The sequence below is a fragment of the Candidatus Ruminimicrobiellum ovillum genome, from assembly GCF_002392975.1.
Classification (GTDB): Bacteria; Elusimicrobiota; Endomicrobiia; order Endomicrobiales; family Endomicrobiaceae; genus Ruminimicrobiellum; species Ruminimicrobiellum ovillum.
The window spans coordinates 165,099-190,246 of record NZ_DGIC01000009.1 but is presented as its reverse complement, the minus strand read 5'-3'; the positions used below and the strand labels follow the sequence as shown (position 1 = coordinate 190,246).

Below are 25,148 nucleotides of genomic sequence, written 5' to 3'. Positions count from 1 at the left end.
TTAAAGGGAGGTTTATATGAAATTGAAACAAATGTACGATTTTTTCGTACAGGCAGGAATAGAAAATGACCCTCGTGGCAAAGATGAAGTTAATACAAGATTAAAAGAAATAAACGAAAAATATAATAAATTAGATAAACAGGCAAAAGAGGATTTCGATATTGATTTATTAACAAATCCTTATGCCGATTCAAGAATAATTTTCGGAACCGGAGACGAAGATATAAAAACCGTTATGGTTGGTATAGATATCGAAGCACCGGAACTTTTGATTGCAAACCAATTAAGACTTTCCGGTAAAAAAATAGATGTGGTTTTAGGTCATCATCCGAAAGGAAAAGCTTTTTCGACTTTTTATCAGGTTATAGGAATGCAGGCGGAAATAAATGAAGTCCAGGGTGTTCCTATAAATGTTTCCGAAAAACTTATAGGCTCAAGAGCGGATGAAGTGGAAAGAAGTGTTGCCGGAAGCAATCATCAAAGAGTTTATGATGCGGCAAAACTTTTAAATATTCCCATGATGACGGCACATACTGTTGCGGATAACCATGTTGTAAAATATTTGCAAAGCAGGTTGGATGCATTAAAACCGCGATATTTAAAAGATATAATGGATTTCTTAAAAGATATACCCGAATATAAATATGCAAAAACATTCGGTAACGGACCTACCATATTGTGCGGAAGTAAAAATTCCAAATGCGGTAAAATTTTTGTTGATATGACAGGCGGAACTGAAGGTCCTGTAGAAATGATAGAAAAGCTTGCCAATGCCGGTGTGGGAACGATTGTAGGTATGCATTTTAGCGAGAAACATTATAAAGAGATGGGAAAATATAAAATAAATGCCGTTGTTGCGGGACATATTTCTTCGGATAATCTCGGGATAAATTTAATGCTCGATGGGTTAGAAAAGAAATACGGACAACTGGAATTTATTGAATGTTCAGGATTTAGAAGATTTAGAAGATAATGTCTATACCGGATCAAGTAATAGAACAAATAAGAACGGCTTCCGACATTGTATCCGTAATCGGAGATTATGTTCCGGATTTAAAAAAAGCCGGAAGAAATTTTAAATGTTGTTGTCCTTTCCATACGGAAAAGACACCTTCGTTTATCATTAGCCCCGAAAAGGGAATTTTCAGATGTTTCGGTTGCGGCGTGGCCGGCGATGTTTTTAAGTTTGTAATGCTCATTGAAAATATTTCGTGGATAGAGAGTGTAAAAAAACTTGCCGAAAAAAACGGAATAGCCATAAAAGAAAATTTTAATGAAAAGTATTCCGTTTCGGAAAAAACAAAGATATTTGAACTTTTGGAAATGACGGCAAAATTTTATAACAGGTGCCTTTTGGAAACAAAAGCCGCTTCTTTTGCAAGAGAATACGTTAAACAAAGAGGTATGACCGACGATACAATTAAAAAGTTTATGATAGGTTATGCCCCGAAAGGAAAACTACTTGAATCCGCACGAAAAAAAGGCTATGCTTATGACATACTTTCAAAAGCCGGGCTTTTTACAAAAACGGATTTTGGAAGTATTTTTGAATATATGTCCGAAAGGCTTGTATTTCCGATATTGGATATACAAGGCAGGGTTGTTGCTTTCGGAGGCAGAACATTGGCAGACAGCAAAGCAAAATATTTGAATACACCTGAAACAATTGTGTATTCAAAGTCGTCTAATTTGTACGGACTTTATCAGACTTTGCCCGAATTAAGAAAAAACAAGTCGATAATTGTAGTTGAAGGATATATGGATGTTGTTCTTTCTCAACAATACGGAGTATCGGGAGCGGTTGCTCCGTTGGGAACTGCTTTTACGTCTCAACAGGCGAAATTGATAAACAGATATGCGGAAGAAGTTACATTGTTGTTCGATCCGGATGATGCCGGAAGAACGGCAACACAACGAGCTTTGGAAATTTGTGCGGAAAATAATATGTCCGTTAAAACGTCAAGTTTACCGGAGGGAGTTGATCCGGATGAATATTTATTGGAAAACGGCAGGGACGATTTTTATAACTTGTTAAATAAAAATTCAAAAAATGCAATAGAATTTGTCACCGAAAGAATTTTGTCGCAAATAAATATAAAAACAGCGCAAGATAAAGCAAAAGCCGTTTCAATGTTGTTGGATTTTGTTGACAAAAATAAAAATATAATTGTGCAAAGAGAATATATAAAATTTATTGCACAAAAATTAGATATTGAAGAAGATGTTGTTTGGCAGGAATTTAAGAGGAAGACCGTTTTTAAAACAGGTGTTAATGAAGAAAATTTTGTTGATAAAACAAAAAATAAATCGAAAACATCTTTAGAAGAAAAATTATTAAAATTTTTATTGGATATTAATAACAGACAATATATAAAAAAATTGGAAAAAAATTTTTTTAGAGATGGTAATTGTGTTACCATATACAATATGCTCTTAGAAAACGAAAATATTTCAATAGCACAAATCTTGTCTAAAATAAATGATAAAAAACAAGAACAGTGGTTTTCTAATATAGCAATTGTAAACGATCAGTTGAAAGACGGATACAGCCTTGACGGTAATGAAGAAAAATCCGTAGAACTATACGAAATATTTAATATTTTGTGTAGAGATATAGGATTGGAAAGGCTGGAAAAAGAAAGAAAAATTCTTGAAAAAGAAGTGTTGTTAATGACTGAAGGAAAAATTGCATCCGATAAGGATAAAATAAACAGATACCTTCGGTTAACAGCTCAAATTAAGGGTTCGGGGAAAAAGTAATGGCTAAGAAAGAAATGTTTAAAGATTTGGTATCAATCGGTAAAAAACAGGGATATCTTACTTATGATCAGATAAATGAAAAATTATCGGAAAAAGATGTAAGTGCGGATAAACTTGATAATTTTTATATAAGGCTTGCGGAATTGGGAATTAAAATAGCAGATAAAAGTTCTACTGTTTCCGTTTCGTCAAAAACATCATCGAAAAAAGAAAAAAATGCTCCTGAAACTGCCGATATTGTCGTTAAAAGCAACGAAGATGAAGAAATCAATCCCGTAAGAATGTATCTTACGGAAATGGCAAAAGTTCCTTTACTTGAAAGAAATGTTGAAGTTGAACTTGCCAAAAATGTAAAAGAAAACGAAAAAAAACTTACACATATAGTTTTGGAATCACCTTTAATAATTAAAGAAATAAAAAGTTGGGATACTTTAATAGAACAAGAAGAAATGACTCCGAAAGAGCTCATGCCGAGAGGACGAAAATCAACCACGCAGCTTAGAAATATGAGAATAAAAGTTAAACAGACCGTTCAAAGAATAGGTCAACTCGAAAAAAATATTGCAAAAGTTGATTTAAAAGCAAAACAAAAAGGTTTGTCTCAAAAAGAAAAAGCAAAACTTGATGCTAAAAGGCAAGCAATAAGAGCCGAAATAATTTCCTTGATAGTAGGTTTAAATCTTAACCAAGATAAAATAAAAAGACTTATAAATAAAATAAAAACTACGGCAAATAAACTTAATGAAATAAATTCCGAACTTGAAAGAATAGAAAGAAAATATAAGATGCCTGTTTCTAAATTGCAAAATTTATACAAACAATTTGTTTCGGGAAAAATAACAGCTGCGAATTTCAAAAAAATGTCCGGCGGGTTGGTTGCGGTCAATATAGCGGAAAATATTGAACATATTCAAAATTTAATTTCAAAACAAACTCATATTAAGGAAGGTATTTCCATAACTCCTAAAGAGTTGATAGAAACCGACAGAAAAATAAGAGATTTGGAAGAGTTAATTCACAGAGATAAAATGAAATTAATAGAAGCTAATTTCAGATTGGTTGTTTCTATCGCAAAAAAACATGTCGGAATAAGTAATTTGGAATTGTCCGATTTGATACAAGAAGGGAATTTGGGATTATCAAAGGCTGTTGAAAAATTTGAGTGGAAAAGAGGATTTAAATTTTCGACTTATGCCACATGGTGGATAAGACAGTCTATTAACAGAGCAATTGCCGATCAGGCAAGAACTATAAGAATTCCCGTTCATATGAAAGAATTGATTTCTAAATTAACGAAATTAAAGAAAAAATTTCAACAAGAACAGGGCAGAGAGCCGTTAATAGAAGAATACAGTAAATTCTTAAAAATGTCTACCGACAGAGTAAGAAAAATATTAAAGATGATGCAAGAGCCAGTTTCTCTTGCTACACCGGTAGGAGAGGAAGAAGATTCCAAGTTGGAAGATTTTATAGAAGATCAAAACAGTCCGAATCCCGTAACTAAAACTTATCAATACAGATTACAATTGGAGCTTGAAAAAGTGTTAAATACTTTAACTCCGAGAGAATCCGAAATTATAAGATTAAGATACGGTATAGGAATAGGTTATCCTTCCACACTTGAAGAAGTAGGTAAAAAGTTTGGCGTTACAAGAGAAAGAGTAAGACAAATCGAAGCAAAAGCCATAAGAAAATTAAGACATCCCAGCAAGTGTAAATCGTTAAAAGAATACTTAAGTTAATTTGTTTATTTCATAATTTTGGGAGATAGTTTAAACAACTATCTCCCTTTTTGTTTGCTGTCGAAACTTTTTTTTTGTATATATTGTCTAATATTTAATATGAAAATTGTTGATTATTTAGTCGTTTTTTAATAAAATTAATAGAATATTTATTAGTTTTTTAAGGGTTTATTATTATGAAAAAATTTTTTCTTGCAATATTGTTCATTTTTATAAGTGTTCCCGCTTTATTTGCGGATGATGATACTATTTTCAGAATAAAAGATGTTGTTTTTGACGGGTTGCAAAATGTAAAACCGAAAACGGTTCGTTCCGAGATTCAGTTGAAAAAAGGTAAAGTTTATGCGGCATCTGTCGCAAGGGATGATTTAAGAACGATTTTAGGCTTGGGCTATTTCGAAGATGCTTCTTTGTCCGTTGATAAAGAGAACAAAATAGTTAAGTTTAAATTGGATGAAAAACCGTATATAAAGAAAATCGTTTTTAAAGGAAATAAACAATTTTCCGTGGGAAAATTAAAAGGCGAAATTACTTTAAAAGAAAAAGATTTTTATAATTTCGTGGAATTGGAAGAGTCTAAAAGAAAAATACTTACACTATATAAAGATAAAGGATATGCCGATTGTCAAATGGAAGTATATCCCACTACAGACGAAGATACAAATACAATGACAATAACTTTTCTTATAACCGAAAATAATAAAGTTTTGGTAGGTGATTTGTATGTGGAAGGTGTAAGAAGTTTTAAAAATAAAAAAATTAAGAAGTTGGCAAAAACCAAGAAGAAAAAAGTATTTAAAGAAGAAACTTTAAAAAATGATATGGCATCGATAAAGAAGTTTTATTTAAATCGCGGTTTTATGGACTTTTCGATAGACGAACCGGAAATAGCATACGATGATGCAAGAACGAAAATGTTTATTACTTTAAGAGTTAATGAAGGTGCAAGATATAAGATGGGAGATATAGATTTTGAAGGTAACTATGTTATATCTTCCAAAGATTTGTCTAAACATTCCACAATAAAGAAAAACGAAATATTTAATCAGGAAAAAATATTAGAGCTATTAAATAAAGTTTACGATGATTATTCCAATAGAGGATATCTGCACTCTTACATTGCTCCCGACTTTTCAAAAAGTAACGATAATTTAATGCAGGAAGGACTTAGTTCCAAAAAAACGGAAAAAGAAGTTTTGATACAGGAAGATATAGACGGTATAGACTATCAATTGGATACTAAAATAAACCAAAAGTCGGTTGATAAAAAATTAAAAAAATTAAATAGAAAATTAGAGAGAACTAAATATAAAACGAGAAACAGAGAAAGCGAGGTTTTAAATCAAAACAGCAAAGAACAGGATATAAAGGATAAAATAGCCGATATTGATCAATCTTTGGAGTATATAGAATATAGTGATTTTACGGCAAAACAAAGAGAAAAATTAGAGAAGAAAAAAGCTAAATTGGAAAAGAAATTGTTGAAAGCTCATAAAGAATTGGAAAAGAGAGAAAGTAAAGTTTTGAAACAAAAAAATAAAGAGCAATTGATACAGAGTGATATCGATGAAGTTAATCAAAGAGCTGAAAGCGGTGCTGATTTTGTTCTTACCGCAAAGCAGGAAAAAAAGTTAGAAAAGAAAAAAGTTAAATTAGAAAAACAACTGGTAAAAGCCGAAAAAGAAAAAGAAAAGTTAATAGCAAAAGAAAAGAAAAAACTTGAAAAACAAGAAAAGAAATTGGAAAAGCAGAATAAAAAAGAGGAAAAGTTACAGGAACAATTAGATGCAATCAACGAACAAATAAAAGAAAAAAGAGAGCATCTTGATATAGAGGATAATCTTGTAATAGATATAAACGGTAATGAAGCCGGTAAAAATGATTTTGCCGATAAAAAATTAAAGAAACTTCAAAAGAAAAAAACTAAAATAGAAAATAAAATAGCTAAGTTTGAAAGAAAAAAAATAATAGAAAATGTTGTAAATGTGGATTTTAATATACAGGAAAATAATATAGTTTATGTCGGCGATATTTATGTGGATGGCTTAACAAATACGAAAGATAATACGATAAGAAGAGAAATTTTACTTATGCCGGGAGATGTTTTCTCTTCCGGTAAAGTAAGAAGAAGTATGGAGAAAATTTATAATTTAGGTTTTATCGACGGAGCAGAACCTAACATTGCTCCTACCGGTCAACCTGATATTATGAATTTGGCTTTTTCGATAACGGAAGGTAAACCGGGTATGATAACTGCCGGTGCGGGTTATTCTTCCGTTGATAAATTTGTCGGTTCTATTCAGTTGCAACATATGAATTTATTCGGCAGAGCACAAAAATTGAATTTGTTATGGGAATTCGGTGCAAGAAGACAAAATTACGAAATAGATTGGACCGAACCTTGGTTTTTGGGAAAAGCCATGAGTTTGGGGTTGTCTTTATATAACATAGAAAGATTGAGAGATTATCATAATACAAGCGATGCTTACAGAGAAGGAAGACTTGGAGGTTCCGTTTCTATAAGCCCGAGAGTTGACGACAAGATAGCTTTGCTATTCGGTTACACTTACGAACATGTAAGAATTTTCGATATAGATGATGATGAACTTAAAGAAGAAATTATGAATGATCCCGATTTGGCAAAAGACAGAACATCCAGTGTGAGAGCTCAAATTGTTTATGATACGAGAGATTATATTTATGATGCATCAAAAGGTGCAAGATATTCTTATGGTATAAGTGTTGCTGGAGGACCTTTGGGCGGAAATGTTAATTATGTTAGAAATTCGGTAAGAGGAACATGGTTCTTCCCTACATTCTGGAAATTTGTGCTTTCGGTTAATATTAATACCGGTTGGATAGAAAGTTACGGCTCTTCTTCCGATGTTCCTTTGTATGAAAAATATTATGTCGGCGGAGCCGATACGATAAGAGGTTATAAATACAGAACTGAAGTCGGACCTTATAACGGCGGTAAAGTAATGGCTGTGGCAAATGTTGAATATAAATTCCCTATAGTTCAAGAAAATAAAAGAACTATATTACAAGGAGCTTTCTTCTATGATATCGGCGGAACATGGAAGGATATAAATCATATCAAATTTGCCTTCGGAACAGATAATGATGAAACAAATTCTTATTATTTGAAATCAGGTTTCGGTTTCGGTATAAGATTTGCGACACCGGTATTCCCGTTAAGACTTGATTGGGGATACGGATTAAATCATAAGAGAGGCGAGGATTTACAGCAATTCTACTTTACAATAGGAAATGTTTTCTAATATAAGAGGTAAAAATGAAATTAACTTTAAAAGAAATTGCCGGTATTGTTAACGGAAAAATTATAGGGCAGGAAGATTGTGTCATTGTAGGTGTCGGTGCTATTCAAGATGCTATGGTAGGGCATATATCTTTTTTAGGAAACAAAAAATATACACACTATTTAAAAGATACAAAGGCCAGTGCAATATTCGTAGGAGAAGATATAAACGTTGAAGAATATAAGGGTAAAAATTTTATAATAGTAAAAGATCCGCAACTTGCTTTTTCAAAGGTATTGGTTTTAATAGATAAACAAAGATTAGATAAAATAAAGCCAGGTGTAAGTCCTAAAGCAACAATAGAACAAACAGTTATTTTGGGTAAAGATGTTACGATAGGTCATAATGTAGTTATTGAAGATAATACGATAGTCGGAGACAACACAAAAATTTTAGCAAATACATTTATAGGCAGCGATGTTGTTATAGGTAAGAATTGTTTGATTTATCCGAATGTTACAATAAGAGAAAGAACAATAATAGGTGACGATTGTATAATTCATCCCGGAGTTGTTATTGGCGGAGATGGATTCGGCTTTGCCGCAACAGGGGAAAAAATTCCGCAAATCGGACATGTTGAAATCGGAAATAATGTTGAGATAGGTTCAAATACTACAATTGATAGAGCCGCTATAGGAAAAACATCCATAGGAAATAACACAAAGATAGATAATTTAGTTATGATAGCACATAATGTTCAAGTTGGTGAAAATACTATAATAGTTTCTCAAGTAGGTATTGCCGGTTCAACAAAAATTGGTAATAAAGTAACTCTCGGCGGACAGGTTGGTATTGTAGGACATATAACCGTAGGTGACAATGTAATGGTCGGTGCAAAAAGCGGTATAAACGGTAATTTGAAAGGAAACCAGGTTGTTGCCGGTCATCCTTTACAGCCGTACAGAAAACATTTGGAATCTCAGGTTTTAATAAAAAAATTACCCGAACTTTTTTCGCAAGTTAAAAAGATAATAAAAAAGTTAAATATAGAGGAATAATCATGGCAAAACAGACTACTATTGAAAAAGAATTTAGTATTGAAGGTATAGGTTTACATACCGGTAACAAAAGTAAGATGGTATTTAAACCTGCCGATAAAAATGCGGGAATACATTTTGTTAGAATTGATTTACCTAACAAACCGGATATAAAAGCAGATTGGAACAGTTTATCTACAGGTGTTGCTATAAGGGGAACAACCATTCAATCCGGAGATGTTCAAATTCATACAATAGAACATATATTATCTGCTTGTTTTGCATTGGAGATAGATAATTTAATAATAGAGATAAATAATAATGAACCGCCAATTATGGACGGCAGTGCAAAAATAATAGCGCAGAAAATTTTTGAGTCCGGCATAAAAGAGTTAGATGCTGATAAAGACTTTTATACAATAAAAGAACCTGTTACTTTTACATCCGGGAACACGAAAATCGTTGCTTATCCGAGTGATAAATTGGAAATAGATTGTACTATAGGATACGATCATCCTTTTTTATCTCATCAACAGGCAAAATTTGAAATAACAAAGGAATCTTATGTTAACGATATTGCTCCCGCAAGAACTTTTTGTTTTGATTATGAAATTGAAGCATTACAATCAAACGGTCTTGCAAAAGGCGGAAGTTTGGATAATGCAATAGTTATAGGACCTAATGGTATATATAATAAAGAACCGTTAAGATTTGATAACGAGTTTGTAAGACATAAAATATTGGACTTAATCGGCGATATTTCTTTGGCGGGTAAACCGATAAAAGCAAGATTGGTTGCCGAAAAACCGGGACATAAAAGTAATGTAAGTTTTATAAAAGAATTTGTTTCTAAAGCTGTTATAGATAAAGGAGAACCAAAAGTGGATGTTCCAAAAAAACAAGAAGAACAAGTTGTTTCCGATGAAAAAGTAACGGTATTTAACAGTGCTGAAATTCAAAGAATTATTCCTCACAGATATCCTATTCTTATGATAGACAGAGTTAAATTGATCGGAGCGGGAGATAAAAAAGCTGTCGGATATAAATGTGTAAGCGGAAATGAGCCTTTCTTTCAAGGACATTTTCCGGGACAGCCTATAATGCCGGGAGTTTTGATTGTTGAAGCTATGGCACAGACATCTTGTGTTATGTTTTTATCAAGACCTGCATTAAGAAATTGTTTGGCATATTTTATGGGAATAGATAAAGTTAAATTCAGAAAAACAGTTATTCCCGGAGATATGTTGGAATTAAAGGTTGAAGTTATAAGAGACAGCGGAAGAAAAGGTAAAGTAAGAGGAGAAGCTTTTGTTGATGGTAAGTTGGCGGCAGAAGCCGAATTTATGTTTATTATAGTAGACAGGGAGAAATAATATGATACATAGTACGGCAATAATAGATAAATCTGCAGTAATCGGACAAAATGTAGAAATCGGACCTTATGCTGTAATAGGTGAAGATGTTACAATAGGAGATGGAACCTTTATCGGAGCGCATGCAACGATAGAATGTGCAAGAATAGGTCAAAATTGTAAAATATTTTCTCATGCATCAATAGGTGCTCCGCCTCAAGATTTAAAGTATGCCGGAGAAAAAACAATTGCAATAATAGGAGACGGCACGACGGTTAGAGAATTTGCGACAATTAACAGAGGTACTAGTGCAAGCGGTCAAACCGTTGTAGGAAAAAATTGTCTTATTATGACATGTGCACATGTTGCTCATGATTGTATTTTGGGAGATAATTGTATAATTGCAAACTGTTGTGCAATTGCCGGTCATGTTGAAGTCGGTGACGGAGTTGTTATGGGCGGACTTACCGCTGTTCATCAGTTTGTTAAAATCGGTAAAAATGTTGTTACCGGCGGCGGTTCTATGGTAAGTATGGATATAATTCCGTATATGCAGGCACAAGGTGACAGAGCGAATTTATTCGGTTTGAATTTGGTAGGACTTAAAAGAAAAAGAGTTCCTATTGCCGAGATAGAAAATATAAAACATGCTTATAAAATTTTGTTTGCTTCGCACTTAACATTAAATGATGCCGTAGCAAAAATAGAAGAAGAATTATCTTCATCTGTTTATGTCAAAGATATAATTGATTTCATAAAAAAATCTCAAAGAGGAATTTGCAGACCAAAATAGTTATGAAAACCATAGGAATGATAGCAGGTAACGGAAGGTTCCCTTTTCTTGTTGCTCAAGAAATAAAAAAACAGGGCGACAAAGTCGTTACCGTTGCACTAAAAGAAGAAGCCGATAAAGATATTGAAAATTTTTGTGATGAAACGGTGTGGCTGTCCGTCGGCAAAATTCAAAAAATTATAGATACTTTTAAAGACAGAAATATTGATACTGCCATAATGGTAGGTCAAGTTAAACATGCAAAAATTTATTCTGCAATCACAATGGATTTAAGAGCACTTAAAATAATGACATCTTTAGTGAATAAAAAAACAGATACGATTTTAGGTGCCGTAGTCAGAGAATTTGAAAAAGACGGAATAAAATTTTTGCCCTCACACATATACTTGAAACATTTACTTGCGCCGAAAGGTCTTATTGTCGGTAAGAAATTAAATTCCGATGAAGACAAAGATGCACAGTTTGGCTTTAAAATGGCAAAAAGTATTGCCGGACTTGATATCGGTCAAACGGTAGTCGTTAAAGATAAATCGGTTTTGGCTGTAGAGTCAATAGAAGGAACAGACGAGTGCATAAAAAGAGCATATTCTTTGGGTGGAGAAAACGCAATAGTTGTAAAAGTTGCAAAACCGAACCAGGATTTTAGATTTGATGTTCCCGTAATAGGAACAAGAACCGTAGATACTTTGGAAAGCAATAAAATACGAGCAATGATAATAGAGGCGGATTCTACTCTAATATTGGATAAAGATTTAGTTATGGCAAAAGCAAAACAAGCAGGTGTTACCATTATTGCAATGTAGCTTATTTTTATACTATTTTAATTTGACACATTTTATATGTATAAAATGTGTCTTTTTTTTTGCAAGAACAGACATAAAAGTAGTAAAATATAATATTAAGCTATGACAAGAAAATATCAAATATTATTTTTAATATTATTATCGTATGTTGTCGTGCTGTCTTTCTATCCGATACTTACAACGGGTTTCATAAATCTTGACGATCCCGTTATGGTTGTGGAAAATCAGGATATTAAAAGTTTATCTTTCAATAATATAAAACACATTTTTTCTTCATATCAGTATAAACTGTATCACCCTGTCGTTACTTTATCTTATGCAATGGAATATTTTATTTGCGGAACGGATCCGTATTTGTATCATGTTGATAATGTTATATTACATTTATTAAATGTTTTTCTTGTTTTTTTTATAATAAAATTTTTATCGAAATCTTTTTTTGTCTCTTTCATCAGTGCATTTATTTTTGCATTACATCCTGCACATGTTGAGCCTGTATCTTGGGTTTCTGCAAGAAAAGACACTTTGTTTTCTTTCTTTTTTTTATCGGCTGTTTTTGCTTACATAAAATCTTATGAAATAAACAAGGGAAAGCTTTTATATTGCTTTTCAATAATTCTTTTTATATTGTCGTGTATGTCAAAACCTACCGCGGTAACATTACCGGCAATTCTTATTTTAGTTGATTTTTACGGGGATGAATTTAAGTTTAAATATGATTATTTGAAAAAATATATACCTTTTTTTATTATTTCTTTTGTTTTCTCTTATATTGCCGTTTTTGGACATTATTCGGAACAGGAAAAAATTATTGCGACACTATTTGTAAAAATTACTAATTTTTATGATGCACATTTAAATTGTTTGTTTTATATATGTAAGTTTTTTTTACCGATAAATTTATCATGTTTTTATCCGGATTTTTATGATCATTGCGATATTGTTCCGAATTTTGTGTTTTATTCGTCGGCACTGTTATATTTATTGATTTTTTTCGTGTTGTTGAGTTTGAAAATAAATAAAAAAATTTTTTTCGGATTTTTTTTCTTTTTAATAACATTATTGCCTTCAAGCGGTATTTTACCTACCGGCATTGCACCGGTAGCGGACAGATATACTTATATACCTTACATAGGTTTATCTTTTATGGTTGCCGAGGTTATTTGTTATATTTATAAAAAAAATAAGATATTGAAATATATAGCCGTTTCGGTTTCGATATTTGTCGCGGCAGCATTGATATATTTAACTTATCAAAGAAATCTTTTATGGTCAGATAATAAAAAGTTGATGACACAAGCAATAGATTATGCACCGGCAACAGCCGACCAAGCTTATTTATTGAGAGGAATTATATATAAAAATGAGAATAATTTAGATTTGGCTCAAAAAGATATAGAAAAGAGTTATTCATTAAATTATAAAAATGCATATACGGCGTTTCATCTTGCACATTTAAGGCAGAAACAAGGTAAATATTTACAGGCAAAGGAATATTATTCGGTTATTCCGTACACAAATGTAAATTATGCTTATGCAATGCAAAATATAGGAATTATTCTTTACAATGAAGGAAAAACAAAAGAAGCAATAAGTTTTATGGAGAAAGAAAAAGATAAAAATCTTTTTCTTGTTAACGATGGTTATTTTGCAACGTTGGCGGTATTTTATCAAAAAGAAAAAAATTTTGAAAAAGCGATAGAAAACTTAAAACTTGCAATATCCGTAAATCCGAAAAAAGAACAATATTATATTCATTTGATGACAATTTACGAAACAACGGACGATTTTATTAATTTTGAAAAAACAGCACTGCAGGGAATAGATTTTGCAAGTAATAAAGTGCCGATAATTAATAAACTGGCAAGTTGTTTTTTTGAAAAAGGAAAATACGGACAAACAAAAGTTTTATTACTTTTAAAATCGAACCTTTGTGATAATTTCGGTTACTTCTTGCTGGGAAATGTCTTCGCTTTGGAACAAAAATATGAGCAGGCAATATTTTGTTATACGATGTCCATATTACTAAAAAGAGATAACGGAGAGATTTATTTTAAAAGGGCTATGGTTTGGTATTTGTTAAAAAATTATGATTCGGCACAAAAAGATGTGAAATATGCCGAAAAATATAATTTTATTGTTGATAAAGAATTTAAACAAGATTTAGAAAAAGCTAAAAAGGAGATAAAAAAATGAAAAAGTTTGTTTTGTTTTTTGTATTTTGCAGTTTGTTCTGTTTATGCACAACCGTAAAAGTTTATGCTGAAGATGTGTCTGTAACTCAGAAAATAGAAAGAGCATATGATAATTTTATGAAAAATGAAAAAATTGTTAAATTTAAAACATCCGTAAAGATAGGTTGGGGAAAATTTAAAAATTGGTTTAATAATTTGCCGGGTATAAGACACTATAATAACTCTGTTTATTCCAGTAAAAATTGGAAAGCAGCAATGCACGATATGGGTGGAGAGTACAGCCCTCATTTGAAGAAAGAAGGAGCAAGTGCTCAAATGCTCAGAGAAGGTAAAAAGAATTGGGATAAACTATAAAAATATATGAAATTGCAAAAAACAGGTTTAATATTTATCTTTTTAATAACTTTATTTTTTGTTTCATGCGGGAAAAAAGTTGAAACGGATAATGGCCCTTTGGGAGACATGTATGTTGTCTCTTCAATCGGAGATGCAATATATTTAAATCCCGTTTTAGCTTCCGATTCATCGTCATCTTCTGTTAATTCGTATATATACAACGGACTTTTAAAATATGATAAAAATTTGAATTTGGTCTGTGATTTGGCCGAAAATTATTCCGTATCGGAAAACGGTTTGGAAATAAAATTCAATTTAAAGAAAAATATCTATTGGCACGACGGACATAAATTTACGGTTAAGGATGTTAAGTTTACTTTTGATAAATTGACGGATCCTAATACAAGAACGCCGTTTTCGTCGGATTATTTAATGGTAAAAGAATTTAAAATAACAGACGATTATTCTTTTACCGTTACTTATGATAAACCTTTTGCACCTATACTTGAAAGTTGGGCAATAGGTATAATACCCGAACATATTTTCAAAGATGAAGATATAAATACATCGCAGTATAACAGAAAACCTGTAGGAACGGGACCATATGTTTTTAAAAAATGGGTTACCGATCAAAAGATAGTTTTGGAATCTAATCCGAATTACTATGAAGGCGCTCCTAAAATAAAAGTTTTATTGTTCAGAGTAATACCGGATCAATCTGTTCAGTTTTTGGAATTAAGAACACAAACTATAGATGAACTGTCTTTAACCCCGGATCAATGGAATGCATATGAATCTTTTTTCAAAAATTATAATAAATACAGATATCCGGCATTCAGTTTTACTTTTTTAGGCTTTAATCTCGAAAAACAGCCTTATAATAATATCAAATTCAGACAAGCAATGAATTATGCGATAGATAAAAAAGATATTATAACAGGGGTATTATCGGGAATGGCTAAAACCGCTCAGGGGATATTTCCGCCTCAATCTTGGGCATACAAGGAAATAGAACCTTATGAATATAATCCTAAAAAATCCGAAGAATTGTTGTTGTCTATAGGTTTCAGTAAATCTCAAGACGGAAAATTATTGTTCAACGGTAAAGATTTTGAAATTAACATAATTACAAATCAAGGGAATAAAACAAGAGAGCTTACGGCACAAATTATACAGGAACAATTAAAAAAAATAGGTATTCAAGTTAATGTAAGAATTTTGGAATGGAGTAGCTTTTTAAATCAATACGTGAATAAGAAAAATTTTGATGCTCTTATTTTAGGATGGAATACATCTGTTGATCCTGACCAATTTTCATTGTGGCATTCTTCTCAATGCGGACAAGGACAATATAATTTTATGTCGTATAAAAACGAAGAAGTAGATGACTTGCTGATAAAGGCAAGAACAACTTTCAGTAAAGAAGAAAGAATTAAATATTATCATAAAATACAAGATATTATGAGAGAAGATCCGCCATGTATATTTTTATATTATCCGGAAAATTTGGTTTGTATTCATAAAAGATTTGAAAATGTTGAACTTGCACCTGCCGGTATAGGTTGGAATTTTTATCAATGGTATGTTGAGAAAGAAAATATAAAATATAAAAATGCAAATCTTTTAGTTCAGTAATTATTAAGTAATGAAAAAAACATTTTTGATAATCATTTTCATATTTTGTTCGATATATATATTTGCAGAAAATAATATTTCTGTAAGCAGTAATACGATTGATACAATAAATGTTTCCACGACTACAACACAAGTAAATCAATCTGCGGATACGATAAAAACTTCAACTAATACCGTAAATGAAAACGATACAATGTCTCAACTTGTAAATTCCGATGATACAGTAAATGTTTCAAGTTCCGCAATAGATATAACTAAACCTTTAAAATATAAAGAAGTAAAAGCAAACAAAGAAATTGAAGTTTCATCTTCTACCGTTGTTCCGGATGAGAACGATTTGGGAACATATTATTCTTCTGGCGCAATAGTTGAAAAACCTCAAAATAATTCAAATTATGATTTAAATATCCCTACAACAACGGCACTCGGTATAGCCGGGGATAAAGTTTTGGATAAATTAAATTTGAATACATCTACGGATACGATAAATAATGTTAATAAATCTACGGAATCCGCGAAGACAGGTTCTTCTGCAGCGGCAGCAGGTGAAGATAATAACGACAAACAAAAAAAACAGGAACAGGAAAAAGATAAATCTTTCGCAAAAAAAATGTTGGAAAAAATACCGTTTGATTCCAAATTGTTATTGTCCGGAAGAAAGTTGATAGGTGTAAATTATTCCGGAACGATTTACGACAACGAAGAGTCCGGTAAAAGAGCCAACTCTTCGGATTTTTCGATGGAACAAGAATTACAAATGAAAATAAAAGGCAGTGTGGGAGACAGACTTGAATTAAATGTCGATTTTGATGATACGCAAGAAGATAAAAAAGATATTTATATTCTCTATAAGGGAAAAGGAAACGAATTTATAAGAGAAGCGGCTTTCGGAGATATAAATGTTGAACTTCCAAGTACAGAATTTTCAGGCTATTCAAAAGAGTTGTTTGGTGCAAAAGTTGATACTCAATATAAAAATTTAAAAACAAGAGCTTTCTTTTCTAAAACAAAAGGTTATTCCGAAAGTAAACAATTTAAGGGGAGCAGTAAAACCGAAAAAAAGGTTATAGCCGATACGTCATACATAAAATATAAATATTATTCCATCGTTAAAGACGGTATTTCAAAAACCATAAAAAATGATACGGCAAAAGTGTATTTGGATAAAATAAAAACTACCATCAGTGACTACGTAGTAATAACAACCGATACTGATTTGTATTATATGAAAGATTTGTCTGCGTCTCCGTATAACGGGAATTTTATAAAACTTACGGCAGGAACGGATTACACCATAGATTATACTACCGGTATACTTACATTTAAAAATACTTTGTCCAGTCAGTATGTCGTTGCTATAGATTATCAATATACGGATGGTACTTGGTTGTCGGATGAAACAGGAGGAAATCCTCAAATAATTAAAGATACTAATAATACGGATTCTTTATCTAAGGAAGTTCGAACTTTTTACAGCTTGGGAAATTATCAAATTACGAAATATAACGGCAGAGATAATTTTATTTTGGAATTAAGAGATTTGAATGATACCGTTCCCAGAGAGATAGACGGAGGAAAACCTGTTCCTAAATTTCCTAACATTGACGGATATGAATCAAATATTATCGTTGATTATGAAAAGGGTGTATTTAATTTACAACCGATAACCGGCAAACCTTTACACGATGATTTATATACATCAAATACACACAAATATAATTTTGTTGCACAATACGAATATAAAATTAAAATTTTTAATTTAAGAACGGATATCGTTCCTATGTCGGAAAAAGTTGTTGCAAACGGCAAAACTTTGAAAATTAACGAAGATTATATGTTGGACTATGATGTCGGTATATTAACTATTTTGAAAGATGAATATATTAATAATGATACGGTTATAGATGTTTCTTATGACTATTCTCCGTTGGGAGGAGCATCGGCAGGTTCAACACTTGTAGGTGTTCGTTCCCAATATGATTTTACCGACAATATTTCGTTGGGGGGAAGTTTTATTTATGAATTTGCCGCAGAAGATACAAAATTACCTGATATTTATACTACTCCTTCCAGCACATTGGTCGGGGAAGTTGATGCCAAAGTAAAAAATGTAAAAATAACCGATAGTTTAAAGGTTTCGGCTTCTGCCGAATATGCCATGAGTAAATATAATCAAAATACAACAGGTAAAGCTATAGTTGAATCTATGGAAAGTGCAAAACAGGATGACAGTTTTTCTTTAATAGATGATAATTGGTTTTATGCTGCAACTCCGAACGGCATATATGCACAATATGATACGAATGCGATAACGTGGAGAAATTATGATATAGAAAAAAAAGAAATAGATAAAAATTTGGAAATTATATCAGGTGAAAAACAGCAGGTTATGGATGTAAATTATAATTTACTCGTTTGTGATTATGCTTCTATAGGGCAAATCATATCCGCTTCCGGTTATGATTTTTCAAAAAAATTATATTTGGAAGTTTGGATAAAAGCAAATTTTGCACAAGTGAAAGTAAGGCTTGATTTAGCTTCCGCAATAAGCGAAGATTCCGACCAAAACTATCTGCTTGATACGGAAGATAAAAACGGGGACGGAATAATCAGCCCTTGGGAAGATGTAGGTAGAGATTTTACAAATAAAACAGCTGCTTACGGTATATCAAAAATCGGAGCGAATAACGGCAGGCTGGATACGGAAGATTTAAACGGTAACAACATTTTAGACAGATATGAAACAAATCTCACATATTTCAATTTGGATGAATATGCCGATATTACAAAAACATCCTGGCAAAGAATTCAAATTCCGTTGGATATCACGACCGATGCCGATAAAGAAAAATGGAAAAATATAAGAATTGCAAGATTAACCCTAAACGGTTCCGGTTGTGAAGGTAAACTTACCGTAGGTAAAATTTCCGTTGTAGGAAATAAATGGACTAAAGAACAAAATAATTCTTTAAGTGCAGGTGAAATATTTTCCATAGGAAGAGATAATCCGCAATATGTTTCACTTTTAACTAATTCATATTATAGAGATTTATACGATATAGACAGTGATTCCAAAAGAGATGAACAGGCATTGGCAATCAATTATGATTCCTCTGCAAGCGGTGATGAATTCTTTGCCAGAGCAACATACAGTTCGGGTTTTGATATATCCAATTATGAGAAATTTAAATTCTTTTTATACATAAAAGATACAACGGCTACAAGTCCCGATGAAAGTTCTTTCGTTATGAGAATCGGAGGAGATGAAAATAATTACTACGAGTATTCTATTCCTATAACCGATGATATGAAAGGAAAATGGAATCTTCTTGAAATCAGACAGCCTGGATACGGAGCAATGGCTGCATGGGATATAAATGATCCGAGAATTACCAAGCAAGGTGAGCCGAGTTTACAAAAGATTGCATTTATTGAAACAGGTATAAAAACAAACGGTGCGGATAAAGGTGAAATTTGGGTAAACGAAATCCATGTTGCAGGAAGTAAAAGTAAAGACGGTAATGCATGGAAAGCCGATTTAAACATAAATTGGAACGGTAAAGGCAGAATAGGCGGTTTAAATGTTGATTTATACAGAAAAAATATAGATCAGGATTTTGAAACTTTTGCTCCGGGAACTTATGATAGAACTTTTTATGAAGACTGTGCGGATCTTACCTTTAAAGGTGTTGAGATTGCGGGAACACAAGTTTTACCGATAAATGCATCTTTAATTAAGACAAAGACTATTACGCCTCTTGCCTTGCAAAATACCTCGGATCAGGTTTCGGTATTGGATGAAGGTAAAGTTGTTTCTTATATGGGAAAAGTAAATACCGTTTTATCCGCCGGAACGGATTTGCCTAAGGTTACATTGGAATATAACAGATTTATTAAAGATACGGAAAATATTGAAAGGATTGAAGATAAAGAAACTGTTTCTGCGAATATGGTTTATTTAAATCCGATAGATTTTGATTTTTTACCGACAAGCATTGTCGGCGATTACAGAATAAGTAATTCCGCGTATAAAGTTTATCCCACCGAAAAAATAGAAGATACAAATGCTTTTTTAGACTTGGATACGATGAGAAAATATATGGAAATTGAAGATTTCTTAACATTGGAAAAAACCGAAACCTGGGGTTTAAAAGCTCCTTTTTCTTTCTTTGATAAGGTTGTTTTTTCTCCGGCTTATGTTATTACAAGAGTTAACGAGAAAAATAAAGAATATTTTGAAAATGAAGAAATCTTTTATGATAAATCTTTAAATCAGGATATAGGAGCAAGTTTGAATTTCAAAGTGGCAAAATGGTTCCAACCGAATATTCTTTACAGTTTGAATACCGTTGAAACTTATGACTTAAATTACAGCAGTATGTCTGCAACAAAATTTTATCCCGGTGAGAAAAAAGCAATAGACAGGGTAGGGACAACCGAATTTACTTGGAACTTACAGGCAAAAGATATTTTTGATACAAAATATTTAAAAAGTTTAACATTTACCACATCTTACAGAATGCAGGATTCCGATTCTTATACTAATGTTGAAAAGAATTTTTCTTCCGTAGGCTTTTCCGCCGATAAGTTGTGGATAAGAGATAATATGTTAAAAGAAATACAGCCGGTATATTCAACATCATCGTATACCGTTAAAACCGTTTTGAAAAGAGATGACAGAAGGGTTATAGGAAGATACAATCCGTTTGAAGCTTTTGATTTAAAAGGAAAACTGTTACCGATAAAAACAATGACTATGAGTTTTACTTTTACTGACGGAGAGGAGGAATCATATAGTACCGGAACAACAAAAGATTCCTATACAAAAACTTGGCCGGATATTCTCATAGGTATGAGCAGATTTGAAAAGTTGTTCGGACAAAATTGGATGAGTGATACTCAACTTAATTTAAAATACAATAAAAAGACAACTACTGTTGCCGGAGTGTCTTACGGCGACAGCATCATGTTCGGCGGAGACTATAAATTGAAAATTGTAAAAAAATATGATGTGTTGCTTTCTGCGGATGTAACATCTACTCAGGATTTCGATACCGAAGCTAATGTTCTTAAGCAGGAGGGGAAAATCACTAATTGGGCCGTGCAGGTTGCTACAAATGTAAAACAATGGAGATTTAGTTTAAGATATGACAATTCCCAAAACTGGACAAAAAATTCCAAAGGAAACCTTGCTACACAAGTTTTTTCAAATGCCGTAAACGGGCAGGCAACATCGGATTTGGTTTTCCCGAGCGGGATAAAAATACCTTTGATAGGAAATATTCCTTTGAAAAACAGATTACTGTTTGAATCGAATGTGTTCTACAACACACAAAGTTCTGCAGTGGATGTTGAGGCTGCAAATTATCAAAATTTCGGATTTAAATTGTCGGGAGATTACGAAATATCTAAAAATTTCAGATTTGCTTTAGGAACGAGTTTTTCAAGATTTTTATATAACTATGTTCCTGAACAAAATTATACAAATATAGAACTTTCAAGTAAGTTGACAATACAATTCTGATATGAAAAAAATTTTAAATTTTATAATATCAATAATATTTCCGAGAACATGTTCTCTTTGCGGTAAAAAAATCTCATTTAACTTTGAAAAAAATATTTGTAATGAGTGTATTGAAAAACTTCCTAAAGTGGAAGGATTGATATGTCACAAATGTTCTTTGCCGTTACCTGATGGAGGTGCTACTTGTTCCGATTGTAAAAGCAATAAAGATATTTATTTTGAAAATTTAAAATCTCCTTATATATATTCGTTACAAATGAAAAAATTAATAAAAAAGTTAAAATATTCAAGAAAAACTTTTTTGGCAAAAGATTTATCCGCTAAATTAGCGGATTTTATAATAACAGAAAATATCGATAAGAATATAGATGTTGTTGTTCCCGTTCCTATGCATTGGCTTAAAAAGTGGAAAAGAGGATATAATCAGGCAGAACTTCTTGCAGATGATGTTGCACGAATTATAAATAAACCGATGTATAATGCTTTAGCGAGAACAAAATATACCAAACCGCAGTTTAATCTTAAAAAAGGACAACGAAAAGAAAATTTGGAAGATATGTTTGCCGTAAACAAAAAATATGCAGATATAATACAAGGGAAAAGAATTCTTTTAATAGATGATATTGCAACAACTTGCTCTACGGCAAATCAGTGTGCAAAAGTTTTAAAAAATTTAAGATGTAAAACTGTTGTGGTTACTCTTGCAAGAGCATAAAGCTATTTCTTTTCCAGGAATTTGTAGCTTTTTATTTTAAAAAAACTTGTTTGGTCGAGTTCTAACGGAGTAATCGAAATAAAACCTTGTTCTATGGCATCAATATCCGAATTTTTATTTTTTTTGCCGGATATAAATCTGCCCGCAAGTTTATAATATGTTCCTTTTTTTGTTTTCTTTTCCACGATTGTTTCGTCGTAACATCTTATACCTAACGGCACAACTTTTATTCCTTTATAATTTGGGGGAATATTTATATTAAGACAAAGTGCAGGTCTGCCTTTCTTTTCTTTTTTTAAAACTTCTTTTGCTATTTTTAATACAGCTTTTGCAACTTGATTATAACAAGGATTTGTTTCATCACTTGCCGAAACGGATATTGACGGTATTCCCAAATATGCTCCTTCACGGGCAGAAGCAACAGTTCCTGAATAGACAACATCCTGTGCAAGATTTGCACATGTATTTATTCCGGACACAACCAAATCTATTTTATCTTTGAAAAAAGAATATAATGCATATTTTACGCAGTCTGCGGGAGTTCCTCCTACAAGAGCATAAATATTGTGTTTTATTTTTTCAAGTTTTAAATATTTTTTTAAATGTATTGAATGACTTGTTCCGGACATTTCGTGTTTTGGAACAATGACATAGATATTTGCAAAAGAAGATAATTCTTTAATTAAAGGCTTTAGTCCCGGTCCGTTTATCCCGTCGTCATTAGATATCAAAATATTATATTTTTTCATTTGTTAACTTTAAAACCTCTTTCGCCAATATTTCCTGAGGGAAAAAATCGGGAGAAACTATTCTGTCAATATCTATAACATCAGATATATATTGCTCGATAAATTTTATTATTTCCTGTTCCGTAATATTTTTTTCTTCCGTAACGACTCTAAAGTTTGGTACTTCTACCGATTTTGCATTGAAATATTGATGATTGTCTGTGGCATAAGGGAAAGGTATAAAAAGTGTCGGTAAATTATAATTTTCAACTTCTTTTACCGTTCCCGCACCTGCTCTGCAAATAACTAAATCGCTGCAAGCATAGGCATTGCCTATATCATTCATATATTTTGTTATAAATTTTTTTGTGTTGAGTTTTTGGTATTTGTTATCCAAATTTTCAAAATCATTATTTCCCGTAATATGTATAAATTGTATTTTATCTTTATGTCTGTTGAATAAATATTCGTTAACATTAAACATAATATTATTTAGTTTTGTTGCACCCAAACTTCCGCCGAAAATAAAAATTGTAAAGATATCGGCATCAAGATTTAATTTTTTTGCTGCATCCTTTCTTGAAATATTAAAAATATCTTTTCTTATCGGATTGGATGTAAATATTGTTTTTTTTCTGTTGAAGAATTTTCCCGAATTTTTAAAACTTATTGCAACTTTCGTAACTATTTTTGATAACAATCTGTTTGCAAGTCCAGGTATGGAATTTTGCTCATGAATCAATGTAGGAATCTTTTTGAATTTTGCCATAAGTAAAACGGGAAAAGATAAATATGCACCCATTCCGACAACGACCTTCGGAGAAAGTCTGTTTAACATTCTTTTTACCGTAAACAATGTTTTAACAAATCTAAACGGAAATAAAATCAAATCCAAAGATATTTTTCTCGGAGGAGCTTTGAAATCCAATATTTCATAAGAATATCCCGACGTACTTACAATTTTTAAAGATACACCGTTTTTATTGTTGTTTACCACAAAAACAGGATTGTATCCTTTTTGTTGCAGTTCATAAGCAAGTGCTATTCCCGGATAAACATGTCCGCCCGTACCGCTGACAGCTATAAGTATATTTTTCATAGTATTTTATTGTTGTTCCTTGCAATATTAATAAGTATTCCTATCATATAACAATTTATGAGCATGGCAGAACCGCCGTATGAAATAAAAGGCAGCGGAATTCCTTTTGACGGAAAAATTCCGGTTGTCATTCCCATATTGATAATAGCTTGTCCCGTTATTGTAAGCATTATTCCAAAAGACAAAAATTTACCGAAATCATCTTTGCATTTACTGTTTATAGATAAAGCTGTTTTTGTAAAAAGAATAAAAAGAAATACCGTTAATAATGTTCCTAAAAGTCCGTATTCTTCTCCTATGATCGGGAAAATATAGTCGGTCTGCTTTTCCGGAAGATAGCGTAATTTTGTATCACTTTTGCCGGCGCCTTTTCCGGTTAATCCGCCGGAACCGAAAGCGGCAAAGGAAATATCCGAATTATATCTTGCATCATCTATTTTTTTTCTCAGCTTTTTATCTTCGGCGGTTTCTTTGTTACCGGAAAAAGAATGAACTATTTGGTTAACATAAGTTATTACTCTTGCTCTTCTGTAAGGTTTTACGATTATTGCCGCTGACATACCTAAAAAAGCAATGAGAATAAGTATCAGTATTCTTTTTGTATCTATTTTTGCGATAAAAAGCATTGATGACCATATAACAAAAAGCAGAATAGTCGTTCCTAAATCACTTTGTAAACCATATATGATGGAAGCAAAAACTATAAGGTAAATGCAAGGAAAAACATTTGCACTCCATGTATTTATATGGTGTTTATGTCTGCTTAAAAAATTTGCCATTATTATTATTATTACCAATTTAGCCAATTCTGATGGCTGAAAATTAAAGAAACCGAGATTTATCCATCTGTGAGCACCGTTTATTTCTCTAAAAAAAGAAGTTGACAGCAATAACAATGTGGTTACAATAAATAACGGTAAATTAAAGTTTGTATATTTTTTATAGTTAAAAAAAGAAGCTATGATAAAAAGAATAAAACCTAATCCTATATTAATAAAATGTTTGGTTATGCAGTCCAAAGGTGCATTTATATTTACCATGGAACTACACGAAGAAACGGCCGATATTCCTATTATGATAAGACCTAAAGTAATATATGAAAGATATCGAGCTTCTTTGTTCTTTTTAAAATTATTAACGATAAAATTATTAAAAAATAATTTTGCCAT

General features: G+C 31.9%; 16 protein-coding genes. 13 read left to right on the top strand and 3 right to left on the bottom strand.

Annotation, left to right across the window (positions count from 1 at the left end; translation table 11 throughout):
* Positions 1 to 16 precede the first annotated feature (16 nt).
* The 13 genes from B2Y85_RS03740 (at position 17) to B2Y85_RS03680 (ending at position 22,152) form a co-directional block, all read left to right on the top strand.
* On the top strand, positions 17 to 973 hold the full coding sequence (locus tag B2Y85_RS03740; RefSeq protein ID WP_372519138.1) for an NGG1p interacting factor NIF3: 957 nt from the start codon (positions 17 to 19) through the stop codon (positions 971 to 973).
* Positions 973 to 2,760, top strand: coding sequence for a DNA primase (gene dnaG / locus B2Y85_RS03735; RefSeq protein WP_372519137.1), 1,788 nt, complete (start codon positions 973 to 975; stop codon positions 2,758 to 2,760). The genes B2Y85_RS03740 and dnaG overlap by 1 nt, the downstream gene beginning before the upstream one ends.
* A complete protein-coding gene (locus B2Y85_RS03730) occupies positions 2,760 to 4,502 on the top strand; it encodes a sigma-70 family RNA polymerase sigma factor (RefSeq protein ID WP_372519136.1) in 1,743 nt (580 codons plus the stop codon). The genes dnaG and B2Y85_RS03730 overlap by 1 nt, the downstream gene beginning before the upstream one ends.
* A gap of 176 nt (positions 4,503 to 4,678) precedes the next feature.
* Positions 4,679 to 7,783, top strand: coding sequence for an outer membrane protein assembly factor BamA (gene bamA, locus B2Y85_RS03725; protein WP_372519135.1), 3,105 nt, complete (start codon positions 4,679 to 4,681; stop codon positions 7,781 to 7,783).
* A gap of 14 nt (positions 7,784 to 7,797) precedes the next feature.
* Positions 7,798 to 8,820, top strand: a complete 1,023-nt coding sequence (gene lpxD / locus B2Y85_RS03720) for a UDP-3-O-(3-hydroxymyristoyl)glucosamine N-acyltransferase (RefSeq protein ID WP_372519134.1) — start codon at positions 7,798 to 7,800, stop codon at positions 8,818 to 8,820.
* Positions 8,821 to 8,822: 2 nt separating this feature from the next.
* Positions 8,823 to 10,172 (top strand): bifunctional UDP-3-O-[3-hydroxymyristoyl] N-acetylglucosamine deacetylase/3-hydroxyacyl-ACP dehydratase, encoded by a 1,350-nt coding sequence (locus B2Y85_RS03715; protein ID WP_372519133.1) that lies wholly within the window; start codon positions 8,823 to 8,825, stop codon positions 10,170 to 10,172.
* A 1-nt stretch (position 10,173) separates the two neighbouring features.
* Positions 10,174 to 10,944, top strand: coding sequence for an acyl-ACP--UDP-N-acetylglucosamine O-acyltransferase (gene lpxA, locus B2Y85_RS03710; RefSeq protein ID WP_372519132.1), 771 nt, complete (start codon positions 10,174 to 10,176; stop codon positions 10,942 to 10,944).
* A gap of 2 nt (positions 10,945 to 10,946) precedes the next feature.
* Complete coding sequence (locus tag B2Y85_RS03705; RefSeq protein ID WP_372519131.1) at positions 10,947 to 11,747, top strand: LpxI family protein; 801 nt, start codon at positions 10,947 to 10,949, stop codon at positions 11,745 to 11,747.
* A 102-nt stretch (positions 11,748 to 11,849) separates the two neighbouring features.
* On the top strand, positions 11,850 to 13,943 hold the full coding sequence (locus B2Y85_RS03700; RefSeq protein WP_372519130.1) for a hypothetical protein: 2,094 nt from the start codon (positions 11,850 to 11,852) through the stop codon (positions 13,941 to 13,943).
* Positions 13,940 to 14,296 (top strand): hypothetical protein, encoded by a 357-nt coding sequence (locus tag B2Y85_RS03695; protein ID WP_372519129.1) that lies wholly within the window; start codon positions 13,940 to 13,942, stop codon positions 14,294 to 14,296. Before B2Y85_RS03700 ends, B2Y85_RS03695 begins: the two co-directional genes overlap by 4 nt.
* 6 nt (positions 14,297 to 14,302) lie before the next feature.
* Entirely contained in the window at positions 14,303 to 15,913 is a 1,611-nt protein-coding gene (locus B2Y85_RS03690; protein WP_372519128.1) for a peptide-binding protein, read from the top strand.
* 10 nt (positions 15,914 to 15,923) lie between these two features.
* Positions 15,924 to 21,437 (top strand): hypothetical protein, encoded by a 5,514-nt coding sequence (locus tag B2Y85_RS03685; RefSeq protein WP_372519127.1) that lies wholly within the window; start codon positions 15,924 to 15,926, stop codon positions 21,435 to 21,437.
* A gap of 1 nt (position 21,438) precedes the next feature.
* On the top strand, positions 21,439 to 22,152 hold the full coding sequence (locus tag B2Y85_RS03680; protein ID WP_372519126.1) for a ComF family protein: 714 nt from the start codon (positions 21,439 to 21,441) through the stop codon (positions 22,150 to 22,152).
* A gap of 2 nt (positions 22,153 to 22,154) precedes the next feature.
* On the opposite strand, the gene surE is transcribed toward B2Y85_RS03680, so the two are convergent.
* From surE to B2Y85_RS03665, 3 genes are read right to left on the bottom strand one after another with little or no spacing between them, the layout of a single operon-like run.
* Positions 22,155 to 22,901, bottom strand: a complete 747-nt coding sequence (gene surE, locus B2Y85_RS03675) for a 5'/3'-nucleotidase SurE (RefSeq protein ID WP_372519125.1) — start codon at positions 22,899 to 22,901, stop codon at positions 22,155 to 22,157.
* On the bottom strand, positions 22,888 to 23,979 hold the full coding sequence (murG, locus tag B2Y85_RS03670; protein ID WP_372519124.1) for an undecaprenyldiphospho-muramoylpentapeptide beta-N-acetylglucosaminyltransferase: 1,092 nt from the start codon (positions 23,977 to 23,979) through the stop codon (positions 22,888 to 22,890). The genes surE and murG overlap by 14 nt, the downstream gene beginning before the upstream one ends.
* Entirely contained in the window at positions 23,976 to 25,148 is a 1,173-nt protein-coding gene (locus B2Y85_RS03665; protein WP_372519123.1) for an FtsW/RodA/SpoVE family cell cycle protein, read from the bottom strand. The genes murG and B2Y85_RS03665 overlap by 4 nt, the downstream gene beginning before the upstream one ends.